Raw genomic sequence first — 12,137 nt, forward strand, 5'->3', positions numbered from 1 at the left:
GTTGGGGCGGTGAAGCATGTGCGCCTCGACAGGTTTATCCCACTGATGAAAGAGAGGGGCTTTGAGGGAGCCCTTATAAGCCCCGGCTCAAACTTCTACTACCTGACCGGATTGAGAATCCACGAAGCAGGCGAGAGGCTGACTTTGCTCGCCCTTTCGGCCGATGGAAGCTACTCCCTACTAGCGCCGGCCCTCTACGAGAACGTCGTCAAAAACTTCCCGGTTACCTTCTGGCGCGACGGTGAGAACCCCTACGAGAAGCTCGCGTGGATTCTCGCGGATTTCGGACTCTCCTCGGGAAAAATCCTTGTTGAGGATACCATGCGGGCGGACTGGTTGATTGGCATTATGAAGCTCGGGGAGTTCAGCTTCCATCCACTGAGCTCGGTAATCAGGGAGATGAGGATGAGAAAGGACGAGAAGGAAATAGACCTTATGAAGCACGCCTCCAGAGTCGTTGACAGAGTTTTTGAAGAGGTCTTAAGCTGGGACATCCTCGGGATGAGGGAGAGGGAGTTAGCCCTTAAGATAGAGCTCGCCATAAGGGAGCTCTCGGATGGAATATCCTTCGAGCCTATAGTGGCCTCCGGCAAAAACGGCGCAAATCCTCACCACGAGCCCGGCAACAGGCGGATTAGGCGGGGGGACATGGTAATCCTCGACTTCGGAGCGAGGTGGAGAGGCTACTGCTCGGACATAACGAGAACCATAGCGGTGGGAAAGCCCGATGAGAGGCTGGTGGAAATATACGGAATTGTAAGGGAGGCGCAGGAAAGGGCCTACCGGGCCGTTAAAACCGGTGTAAAGGCGAAAGACGTGGATGCTGTGGCGAGGGAGACGATAGCAAACGCCGGCTACGGGAAATTTTTCACCCACAGAACCGGGCATGGCCTTGGTTTAGACGTCCACGAGGAGCCTTACATAGGGCCAGACGGAGAGGTAATCCTTGAGAACGGCATGACCTTCACGATAGAGCCCGGAATTTACGTTCCTGGCCTTGGAGGGGTTCGCATAGAGGACGACGTGGCGGTCATAGACGGTAGGGGTAGGAGGCTGACAAGGGCCGAGAGGGAGCTGGTCATCCTCTGAGCCCTCCAAAAACCTTAAATACCCAAAGTCTTTACCGCTTCCGATGCCGATGAGGGGGGAGTGTCTTCTCCACCGTAATCTCAGCGGTAACTGATTTCACCGATAACCCCCCTATTTTGGAATCTCGCGCTTTTGAAGCTTGCAGTTCCTTTTTAGTGGTGAAAATCGAAGCTAAAGGAGGTTTTAGCCATGGCTGAGCTCGACTTCAAGGCCATTGAGGAGAAGTGGCAGAAGCGCTGGATGGAGGCGAGGGTTTTCGAGCCCGACAGAAAAGCCAAGCCCAAGGAGAGGAAGTTCTACATAACCGTTGCGTTCCCCTACCTCTCAGGCCACCTCCACGTGGGGCATGCAAGAACCTACACGATTCCGGATGTAATAGCGCGCTTTAAGAGAATGCAGGGCTACAACGTCCTCTTCCCGATGGCATGGCACATCACCGGAGCGCCGATAGTCGGCATCGCCGAGAGGATAAAGAGCCGCGACCCGAAGACCATCCACATATACCGCGACGTCTACAAAGTCCCCGAGGAAATCCTCTGGAAGTTCGAGGACCCGAAGGAGATAGTCAAGTACTTCATGAAGTCCGCGAAGGAGACGTTCATCAGGGCCGGTTTTAGCGTTGACTGGACGAGGGAGTTCCACACGACTTCACTGTTTCCACCCTTCAGCAAGTTCATAGAGTGGCAGTTCTGGACGCTCAAAGACATGGGACTGGTGGTTAAGGGAGCGCACCGCGTTCGCTGGGATCCCGTTGTTGGAACCCCGCTCGGCGACCACGACATCATGGAGGGCGAGGACATCCAGATTCTGGAGTACGTCATAATCAAGTTCATCCTCGAGGAGGACGGCGAGGTTATTTACCTGCCCGCGGCAACGCTGAGGCCCGAGACAGTCTACGGCGTCACAAACATGTGGCTCAACCCCAGCGCTACTTACGTCAAGGCTAAGGTCAGACGTGGCGGAAAGGAGGAAACCTGGATAGTCAGCAAGGAGGCCGCTTACAAGCTCTCCTTCCAAGACAGAGAGATAGAGGTCATCGAGGAGTTCAAGGGCGAGAGGCTCATCGGAAGGTACGTGAAGAACCCAGTAACTGGCGACGAAATCATCATCCTGCCGGCGGAGTTCGTTGACCCGGACAACGCTACCGGCGTCGTCATGAGCGTTCCGGCTCACGCTCCCTTCGACCACATAGCCTTAGAAGACCTGAAAAAGGAGACGGAGATTCTGCTCAAGTACGACATTGACCCGCGCGTTGTCGAGGAGATAAGCTACATCTCGCTCATCGAGCTTGAGGGCTACGGCGAGTTTCCAGCTGTTGAAGAGGCCGAGAGACTCGGAGTTAAGAGCCAGAAGGACAGGGAGAAGCTTGAGGAAGCGACCAGAAACATCTACAAGGCGGAGTACCACAAGGGAGTCTTCAAGATAGAGCCCTACGCGGGCAAGCCAGTCCAGGAGGTAAAGGACCTCATAGCGAAGGAGCTCATGGAGAAGGGAATCGCCGAGATAATGTACGAGTTCGCGGATAAACCTGTCATAAGTCGCTTCGGGAACAGGGCGGTAATCAAGATAATCCACGACCAGTGGTTCATCGACTACGGCAATCCGGAATGGAAGGAGAAGGCGAGAGAAGCACTCGCTAACATGAAGATACTCCCGGAGAGCAGAAGGGCGCAGTTCGAGGCGGTAATAGACTGGCTCGACAAGAAGGCCTGCGCAAGGAAAGTTGGATTGGGAACGCCCCTGCCCTGGGATCCGGAGTGGGTCATAGAAAGCCTGAGCGATTCCACAATCTACATGGCCTACTACACTATAAGCAGGCACATCAACCAGCTGAGGAAAGAGGGTAGGCTTAATCCAGAGAAGCTCACGAGGGAGTTCTTTGACTACATATTCAGGGAGGACTTTAGCGAGGAGCGCGAGAAGGAACTTGAGGAGAAGACCGGGATTCCGGCGGAGACAATCCACGAGATGAAGGAGGAGTTCGAGTACTGGTACCCGCTCGACTGGCGCTGCTCCGCCAAAGACCTAATACCAAACCACCTGACGTTCTTCATATTCAACCACGTGGCGATATTTAGGAGGAAGCACTGGCCGAGGGGCATCGCTGTCAACGGCTTCGGAACGCTGGAAGGGCAGAAGATGAGCAAGAGCAAGGGCAACGTGCTGAACTTCATCGACGCTATCGAGGAGAACGGGGCGGACGTTGTCAGGCTCTACATAATGAGCCTTGCCGAGCACGACAGCGACTTCGACTGGCGCAGGAAAGAAGTAGGCAAGCTCCGCAGACAGGTTGAGAGGTTTTACGAGCTGATAAGCGAGTTCTCAGGCTATGAAGCCAAGGAAGGCGTCAAGCTCAAGGACATCGACCGCTGGATGCTCCACCGCCTGAACAAAGCCATTGAAGGAACCACTAAAGCCCTTGAGGAGTTCAGGACGAGGACAGCAGTGCAGTGGGCCTTCTACACCGTCCTGAACGACCTGCGCTGGTACATGAGGAGAACTGAGGGCAGGGACGACGAGGCGAAGCGCTACGTGCTGAGAAAGCTGGCAGAAATCTGGGTAAGGCTCATGGCGCCGTTCACACCTCACATAGCTGAGGAGCTCTGGGAGAAGCTCGGCGGGGAGGGGTTCGTCAGCCTTGCGGAGTGGCCGGAGCCGGTCGAGGAGTGGTGGAACGAGACGGTTGAGGCTGAAGAGCAGTTCGTCCAGTCCGTCATCGAGGACATCAAGGAGATTATCCGCGTGGCCAAGCTCGAAGACGCCAAGAGGGCCTACATCTACACTTCGCCAGAGTGGAAGTGGAAGGTAGTTGAAGTTGTGGCCGAGAAGAGGGACTTCAAGTCAGCTATGGCCGAGCTGATGAAAGACCCAGAGATGAGGAAGCACGGCAAGGAGGTAAGCAAGCTCATCCAGAGGTTGATAAAGGACAGAGCCTTCGAGGTAAAGAGGATAAACGAGGAGAAAGCGCTGAGAGAAGCCAAGGACTTCATGGAGAAGGAGCTCGGCCTTGAGATAATCATCAACCCAGAAGAAGATAAGGGAGGAAAGAAAAAGCAGGCGATGCCGCTGAAGCCGGCGGTGTTTGTGGAGTGAGGTTTTCCACATTTTCTTTCTCTAAGTTCTATTTTTTTGCTTCTTGAAGCAATTCCCCGCATTCCCTGTTCATTTCGCCCAGCCCCTTCACGATGTTCTCGTAGGTTGGTGGGTATACATAGGTAAAGTTTATTATTGCGTCAATACCCTTGCTGGCGAGAAATACATCATTGTTAGTCATGTTTCCCCTTTGGATTGAAGAGTACACAACATCAAGAAGCTCCACGCACTCACCTTCAGAAGGAGTGTTCTCCTCGTATCCCAGCCAAGCCCCTAAGTGATCCGCGTTCATCTCCAGCTTTGAAAGGGAGTATTTCGTGTTGTTTAACTCAATAAGCAGGGCAAGTTTTGATTCATTATCTAAATGGTTTCCCATGAGCCTTTTCACGAGTTTTGCGTGATGCCTAACCTCGAAGATTTCATGGGTAAGCTGAGAGACAATGAGGTTCTCCTTTATGCTCTCCTGCCCTATTTTCAGCTTTTCGTTTTCATGAGAGGTCACCCAGAGGTTGACAACTAGGAGAAAAACAAGAAAGAGATAAAGAGCGTCTCTTGCTATAAGCTTCATAGTATCACCTGTGAGTGACCTGTAGTGACATCTTCTTTGTTAATGTGGTTACTTTTGTGGCATATATGTAATTCCAATAAACCGGGACCTTGTAGACTACGTATATTGGCATTGTTCCCCCTTTCCCATCATGGTATTCAATGATAATGCCCTCCACGTCTATGTGGTTTCCTTTACGTAACAACGCACCATGACTAAATACAAACTTAAACGAATTGGATTCTGTTCCCGGGTATATGGGAAATTGCAAAGGTAATGAAGCCTGAGAATCTGGAACGAGGTCAGAAATTGGGTCAGGAACTCCAAAATACCAAGATAACAGACTAAGCGCCCATTTTAGCAAATTCGGAGAACTTGGCTGGGAAGGCACATCGATAGGCCCTCCAATCCGATATATCCTGTCGTGGATTGCATTTGTCCATGGTGCAGTAAGGCCTATTTCTATTGGATCGTTATAATTCCCGAGTTCTAAGGGGGTGCCCATGCTAATAAGGGCAAAGGATGTTCCCCGATCTATGTATTTTCCTTCATCTAAAATTTTAACTGCGACTTTGTAGTCCCCATAGTCTTTTATATACGTTGGGCCCTCAAAAGCATAACCTATGTGAATATACCATTGTTCCTCATACGGATTGATCCCCTGGTAACTTACTATAACATATTCATCGTCTCTAACAACATCACTTCTAGTACCTCCTAACACATTCATCCTGGTACTACTGCCTAGTTTTAGAATTTTAATTTTAGGAGATACAGCCAATGGCAACCAGTAGTTCTTATCAATGTCTACAGCAGGAATGTTCATAGACTTAAAGAGTCTAGGTGCATATTCATTGATTGTGCTTAATGCGTATACTCCACCTTTGGTATCTTTAATGAATATCTCTACCTTACCGTCATCATAAACATTGCCTTGGAGGATAGTGACCTTGTCTTTTTTTGAGTTATTGACCAAGAGTACATAACCATCAAAATATCTAGATCTAAATACTGAGAATCTCTTTTTGATAAAAAGCCTAGACTTCCCATTAAGGATTATGACACTAATTGTATTCGTATTTAACCGGATTAATCCTGTGACATTTTTGTTTATTTCAATGCCTGTAGAGTACAGTTTTGTGCCAGGAGATGGATCATATAGTCCCCTGGCGGTAGTAGTTACACATTGATTTTTTAGAGGTAATTCCATAGCTGCCGTGCTTCCAGCTGTTACTCCGATCATCAGCAGTCCCAACAAGACTGCCATTAGAGGCTTCCATTCCACATGATTCACCTCCACTAGGTTTTGCACTCAATTTTTGACCAGACGTCTTTATAAGCTTTACTATGAAATTTAGTAGTTATTGATATTGCCAAAGTAATTTTATCAACACTATCTTGCCTCGGGTTTTTTGAGAGAAATAGGGACAGGGCAAAGAAGTTGTATGGTCATGCAATCGGCGGGATAAGCCACCGGAAGAAAATCCTGCAAATCCAGAAATTCACCTCGCATAAAATTCTCCCCCACCTTATAAAACCTTTTCTCCGAAAACTCCTTAAAGAAAAAGTCCTTTGGCATTTTCCGGTGTTTTTCATGCTGGTTAGCGAGGAAACTTTTAAGAAGGACGTCCTCTCCAAAATTCCGCCCCGGAACGAGTCTCCACTATCTCCCAATTGGCTCCACATCGAGATGCTCGAACGCTTTCGTGTTCTTCAGTTTGCATCAATAAGAGAGGGCATGAACGTCCTCGAAATCGGATGTGGCGCACATGCCCTAACGGCGGTCCCACTAGCATATCTCGTCGGCGAAACCGGCCGCGTTGTGGCAGTCGATAAATCAAGGTGGTACTTCTTTGAAGAGATTACCTCGGTCACTGGCCTCAAGCACAGGATAATCCCACTAAAGCTCGACGCAAGGGAACTGCCCTTTCCGTTTAGGGCCTTCGATTTGGCCGTCCTCGTGCACGGAATACGGAGCCTGAACAACGAGGAAACGATGGTAAAAGTAATCTCAGAGATGCTCCGCGTTGCGGATAGGGTCTTCATAGCCGAGAGCCTGCCGGTAGCGAACAACGAGAGACAGAAGGCACACCTCGAATTCTACAACCTGCGCGAGGAAATCTTTGAGGCCCTCTTCGGCGAGAAGGACGACCTGCACTACCCAACGTTGGAGGAACTCAGAGAACTCGTCGAAAAAGCCGGAGGAAGAATAATCGAAAGCGGGACCTTCGAACCGGGCCTTCCGCATCACTTAGCCTATATCCCGCGGGAGTACGTGGAGAGAATAAAAGATGAGAAAAAGCGCACCGAGCTTTTAAAAAGATGGGATATCGCCTACGAGAAGTGGAAAGAAGGAGCGGAACACCCGCCGGTGGGGTGGATTCTGGCAGAAAGTCACTTCTCGACTACAACTTCTACACGGCCGAGGAGGAGGACTAACAGGAGAACCAGCACTATGAGGCCCTTTAGAAGTGACGAAACCCATGGCGGGTAAGGTCCGGGTATTTCTTCATCGGAGCGAAGAACTGTCCCATCATCAGAGACCTTTGCATTCCGGGGCATTTTTAAGAGCACGAGCGCAGTGAGGAAGTCGCCCGCCATGCCGACGGTGTTGAAGATGTAAACGAGCGCCCAGAAGTCGGAGCGGAAGACCCAAGCAAGGGATATTGAAATGGCCGAGAGTGCCAGCGGAGAAAGGCAAACGAGGACATACTTCTCCGCGGGCAATGGAGTCTCGATGGCCACGTAGGGTGTTAAAGCAAACTTGTTAATCGTCGTAACGCCGAATCTCACTCTGGCCCGGAGAAGCTTTGCCGTCAAGGCATGGAGGCCCTCGTGGAGTGGAACTACTAAAACCCACGGCAGGAGGAGGAAGTAAAGGGCATCGCCCGGGGAGCTCACGGAAACTTCCACCCAGGGGACGGCCAGGGACGACAGAAACAAGAGGAGCAGGGATAGGATAACGATATCTGAGGAATAATCGGAGAGCCTGAGCTCTCCCATCAAAACTCCCTCTCGACCAGAAACTCCGCCAAAAGCTCCAAGTCTCTCCTGGCTTCGCTCTCGGGGAGAACTTTTAACGCTTCGTTGGCTTCCCTGACGAGGTCTTTCGCATAGCGAGCGGCGTAGTCAATGCTCCCGTACTTCTTGAGGAGCTCGATGGCTTTGGTGACCTCTTCCTTAACCCTCTCGTCGTGTATGAGGGCATCACCCTTAGCATCGCCGGCGTACTTGCCGAAGACCTTCAGGAACTCGGCCTTGTCCTCCTCGCTGGCTTTGCTAAAGAAGTGGCTCACTATGAGGGTCTTCTTGCCCTTCCTTATGTCGCTTCCCACAGGTTTTCCGAGCTTCTCCTCGTCGGCTATTAGGTCAAGAACATCGTCCCATATCTGGAAGGCTATGCCCACGTTCATGCCCCACTTTGATAAAGCTTGAATGTACTCCTCGTTATCGGTTCCGACTATCGCGCCGATTTCCGCCGAGCCCTGAAAGAGTGCCCCTGTCTTTCCGCTTATCATCCTGAGGTACTCCTCAACGGTGACTTCATCGCGCGTCTCGAACTCTATGTCCAAAGCCTGGCCCTCGCAGAGCATGTTGGAAGTCCTGACGAGGACGTCGAGGATTCTAGCCTTCTTCTCGGGGGAAACATTGGCCCTGGCTATCGCCTCAAAGGCCTTGCTGAAGAGTAAATCACCAGCAAGGATTGCCATGTTGACGCCCCAGAGCTTGTGGACGGTCGGCCTTCCGCGCCTCAGCTCGTCCATGTCCATTATATCGTCATGAACCAGCGAGTAGTTGTGGATGAACTCGACGGAAGCAGCTGGATAGAGGGCCTTCTTCGGGTCACCGCCGACTGCCTCAGTAGCGCGGAGGACGACAAAGGGCCTTACGCGCTTTCCACCCGCGAGCGGGTAGTGCCTGGCCGCTTTGTATAGCTCCAGCGGTTCCTTCTCGGGAACGAGCTCCAGAATGATCCTGTCAACGTCCCTGGCTTTATCCTTAATCCTTGCGAACAGCTCATCGTATTTCCCCATGCAATCACCCCGTGAGTGTGAGATGAACTCAAACCAAGGAGAAAAAGGAGAACCCCTTTATCAGCTTTACCCTATCTTCACCACGTGGCCGTTCCTCGAAACGAAGACGTCCTTGCCTATGAGGTAGCCCTCTTCTTCAGCGAGCTCCGCGTAGTGGGTCAGCATCCTGAAGTCGCCGTGGGCTGGGACGATGTTCTCGGGGTTGAGCATTCTCACCAGGTAGCGGTGGTCTTCCCTGCTCGCGTGACCGCTGACGTGCATGTCCTTTATCATCCTGACGCCCTTCATCCTGAGCTTTGTTTCAAGCTTGTAGCGCTGGGCGAGGTTTATGGGGTTGGGTATCGTTCCCGCGGAGAATACAACGGTGTCCCTCTCGCCGATGTCGTAGAGCTCGCCGTCGGCCATTCTCGTTAGAACAGCCCCGGGTTCACCCTGATGGCCGGTGACGATGAGAAGGTAGTTCTCCCTCGCTTGGCTGACCTCCTTGAGAACCTTCCTGACGGCGTTAGGGCTTCTAACGGCCCTCGCCCCCTTCATCTTTATGAGGCCGAGCTGTTTCGCTATTCCAGTGTACTTCGCGAGGGATCTGCCAACAAAAACCGCCTGCCTGCCCATCTCGTTCGCTATCCATATCAGCTCCTGAAGCCGGGCGATGTGGCTCGCGAAGGTCGTCGCAATAAGCCCAACCTCTTCCCTCCCCTCGTAGAGGAAAAAGTCCTCAAGGAGCATCTGGGCGACGCGCTCGCTGGGGGTCTTGGTTGGTTCAGCAACGCGCGTTGATTCCGCTATGAGCACCTTAACGCCCTCCTTACCGAGCTCCTTTAACCTTTTGTAGTCAGGCCTCTCGCCGAGCGGGCTGTTGTTGTCGAACTTGAAGTCGCCGGTGTGGACAACTGCACCCTCTGGCGTGTGGACGACGACCATAGAAGCTTGGGGAATGGAGTGGGTCGAGCGGACGAACTCTATGGCCAAGTTCTCGCTCACCTGCACTATCTCGCCGTATTCGGTCTCGTACATCGGGTTCTTGACCTCAAAGTACTCCTCGCTCTTGACCTCGCTCTTGGCGAGCTTTACCGTGTAGGGTGTGCCGTAGATCGGTACGTCCGGGTAGTGGGGGCCGAGCTTTCCAATCGCCCCAATGTGGTCGAGGTGGCCGTGGGTGAGGGTTATCGCGACAACCTTTCTGTTCTTACCGCCCTTCCAGAGGATTCTGTCGTCGGGGATTGCCCCGAGGCGCTGGAGCTCCTTGTCGGAGAACTTCTGGATGTTAGTGTCCTCGTGGATGAGAACCCGATCGAGCATTATGCCCATGTCTATTATAACGACCTCTTCCCTTCCCCCGTCGGAGTAGCCCACTGCTGTCATGTTCTTACCTACTTCCTCGTAACCGCTAATCGTGTAGATTTTTATCATGCTCATCAGCCTCCCGCCCCAGGCCTCTCATGAGGCGTGGGGCTGCGTTGGCCCTACTTCTCGGGAGGGTTTAAAAAGGTGTGCATTCATTACTCCTTTCTTCCAAAATACCAAGATAGGGGTATTCCCATCAGCGATGCCACGATTAGACCCGCAGGCATCCACCAGATTCCGTTCCAGCCCATAAACCAAGTTCCATCAGCGTAGTAAGAGTAAACTGTCCCCACCAATGCACCCAATAGATAGAAGACGTTCCTTCGGGGAGTGGTTTTAAACTTCATGATGATCGCTTCAATAAAGGATACCGCAACGGAAAGGGCCATCGTAAAGGGATTACAGGTGAGTGCAAAGCCCTCTATGAAGTCTGCAATGAGCCGGCCCCTTGATTCTTCCCCCATAGCCGTCCCGAGATTTGTACAATAGAAAGTTTAAAAAGATAACTCAAGAGAGACGTCACCTATTCCGCAGGTAGTTCATCAAATCAATCCTCTGCTCCAGCCACTCCCGGGTGAAGCCAGTAACCACGAGCGGAACTTTTCTGAGCTCTTCAACGTTCTTAGCACCTACCAGAAACATGGCGTTCCTTATCTCCTCGATGTATCTCCTCAGGATTTTGATTACGCCCTCGACGTCCCCCTTAACTGCGGGCTTGAGAAGCGGTAACGCAACACCGGCGAAGGTCGCTCCCATAGCTAAAGCTTTCGCCATCGTTATTCCGTCGCGCATTCCGCCTGTGGCTATTATCGGCAGATCGGTCGAATAGCGCACTTCAGCCACGCTTATGGCCGTTTTAATCCCCCAGTCCCAGAAGCGTAAAGCCAAGTCCCTTCCAATCTCGTCCTTGGCGCGGTAATACTCGACCGCGCTCCAGCTCGTCCCGCCGAGGCCACCAATGTCTATCGCGTCAATCCCTATGCTCTCAAGCCTTATCGCAACTTCCTTGGAAACTCCGGCACCGGTTTCCTTGGCTATTATCGGATAGGGGAACTCGGCCTTGAGCTCGGCCAACGCTTTGAGAACGCCCCTGTACTGAGTATCCCCCTCGGGCTGGACGCTCTCCTGCAGGGGGTTCATATGTATTGCCAGAGCATCGGCCTGAATCGTCTCGACGGCCTTCAAAGCCTCCTCAAGCCCGTACCTTTCGGGAATCGTCTCAGAGAACTGGGGGGCGCCTAAGTTGCCGACGAGGAAAACATCTGGAGCGACATCGCGAACGTAGTAGCTCTCCCACGTTTCTGGCTTCCTTATCATCGCCCTCTGACTTCCAACTCCCATCGGGATGTTGAGTTCCTGAGCGGCTTTGGCTAAAGTCCTGTTTATCCTTCCGGCGAGCTGTGAGCCCTTCGTTCCGCCGGTCATTCCGGCTATGAAAATCGGGTAGTCAAAGCGCCTGCCCAAAAACTCGACGCTCAGATCAACTTCATCCTTGTCTATCTCAGGTAAACTCATGTGGACGAAGTGTACATCCTCAAACCCGTTGGAAACGTGGGCCTGCACGTTCCTCTTTAGGCAGTGCTCTATGTGCTCGAACTTCCTGATGACCGTGAGCTCTTCCTTGTCAAAGGCCTCCATTCACACCACCGAAGGAGGAAGGAAAGCGGAAGTTAAGAGGTTTTTGGAACCTTGGAAACCTTTATACGCATTAAAACCCAACTTATATTATTGTAACTTCACGCCGGGGATGTGAAAGATGTCAATGCCAACGGACAGAGAAAGCCAGATTCTTTTCATCGACCTGAGCCGGGGAAAGGCCGTTAAGCAGCCCGTGAAGCCGGAAGATACCAAGCTCTACCTCGGCGGTAGGGGCTTCAACTCAAAAACCCTTTTCGAGATGCTCGACGGCCCGATAGACCCCCTTAGCGTTGAGAACGTCATAGCCCTCGGAAACGGGACCTTTGCCGGAACGGCACTCCCCATGACGAGCAGGCTCCACATAAGTACCGTCTCGCCCCTCTCAGGAA

At 52.1% G+C, this 12,137-nt stretch carries 11 protein-coding genes; 4 read left to right on the forward strand and 7 right to left on the reverse strand.

Annotated features, from left to right (window positions below):
- Positions 1 to 18 precede the first annotated feature (18 nt).
- On the forward strand, positions 19 to 1,089 hold the full coding sequence (locus MVC73_RS03935) for a Xaa-Pro peptidase family protein (protein ID WP_297507174.1): 1,071 nt from the start codon (positions 19 to 21) through the stop codon (positions 1,087 to 1,089).
- A gap of 189 nt (positions 1,090 to 1,278) precedes the next feature.
- Positions 1,279 to 4,182, forward strand: a complete 2,904-nt coding sequence (gene leuS / locus MVC73_RS03940; RefSeq protein WP_297507122.1) for a leucine--tRNA ligase — start codon at positions 1,279 to 1,281, stop codon at positions 4,180 to 4,182.
- A 28-nt stretch (positions 4,183 to 4,210) separates the two neighbouring features.
- Here leuS and MVC73_RS03945 read toward each other — a convergent pair whose 3' ends face one another.
- Entirely contained in the window at positions 4,211 to 4,750 is a 540-nt protein-coding gene (locus MVC73_RS03945; protein ID WP_297507125.1) for a hypothetical protein, read from the reverse strand.
- A gap of 4 nt (positions 4,751 to 4,754) precedes the next feature.
- Positions 4,755 to 5,972, reverse strand: a complete 1,218-nt coding sequence (locus MVC73_RS03950) for a hypothetical protein (protein WP_297507128.1) — start codon at positions 5,970 to 5,972, stop codon at positions 4,755 to 4,757.
- 351 nt (positions 5,973 to 6,323) lie between these two features.
- Here MVC73_RS03950 and MVC73_RS03955 point away from each other — a divergent pair, with 351 nt between their 5' ends.
- On the forward strand, positions 6,324 to 7,223 hold the full coding sequence (locus MVC73_RS03955; RefSeq protein ID WP_297507130.1) for a class I SAM-dependent methyltransferase: 900 nt from the start codon (positions 6,324 to 6,326) through the stop codon (positions 7,221 to 7,223).
- Here the strand turns inward: MVC73_RS03955 and MVC73_RS03960 are convergent.
- The 5 genes from MVC73_RS03960 to fni form a co-directional block, all read right to left on the reverse strand.
- Positions 7,124 to 7,732, reverse strand: coding sequence for a DUF3267 domain-containing protein (locus MVC73_RS03960; protein WP_297507132.1), 609 nt, complete (start codon positions 7,730 to 7,732; stop codon positions 7,124 to 7,126). The genes MVC73_RS03955 and MVC73_RS03960 overlap by 100 nt on opposite strands.
- Positions 7,732 to 8,763, reverse strand: coding sequence for a polyprenyl synthetase family protein (locus MVC73_RS03965; RefSeq protein ID WP_297507135.1), 1,032 nt, complete (start codon positions 8,761 to 8,763; stop codon positions 7,732 to 7,734). The genes MVC73_RS03960 and MVC73_RS03965 overlap by 1 nt, the downstream gene beginning before the upstream one ends.
- Before the next feature lie 66 nt (positions 8,764 to 8,829).
- Entirely contained in the window at positions 8,830 to 10,176 is a 1,347-nt protein-coding gene (locus tag MVC73_RS03970; RefSeq protein ID WP_297507177.1) for an RNase J family beta-CASP ribonuclease, read from the reverse strand.
- A gap of 89 nt (positions 10,177 to 10,265) precedes the next feature.
- Positions 10,266 to 10,574 (reverse strand): hypothetical protein, encoded by a 309-nt coding sequence (locus tag MVC73_RS03975; RefSeq protein ID WP_297507138.1) that lies wholly within the window; start codon positions 10,572 to 10,574, stop codon positions 10,266 to 10,268.
- Positions 10,575 to 10,629: 55 nt separating this feature from the next.
- Positions 10,630 to 11,748: a type 2 isopentenyl-diphosphate Delta-isomerase gene (fni, locus tag MVC73_RS03980; RefSeq protein WP_297507141.1), complete on the reverse strand. Its 1,119-nt coding sequence runs from the start codon at positions 11,746 to 11,748 to the stop codon at positions 10,630 to 10,632.
- 118 nt (positions 11,749 to 11,866) lie between these two features.
- Here fni and MVC73_RS03985 point away from each other — a divergent pair.
- Positions 11,867 to 12,137, forward strand: a 271-nt coding sequence (locus tag MVC73_RS03985) for an aldehyde ferredoxin oxidoreductase N-terminal domain-containing protein (protein WP_297507144.1), incomplete at its 3' end; no start/stop codon positions are given.

Source organism: Thermococcus sp., from assembly GCF_027052235.1.
Taxonomy (GTDB): Archaea; Methanobacteriota_B; Thermococci; order Thermococcales; family Thermococcaceae; genus Thermococcus.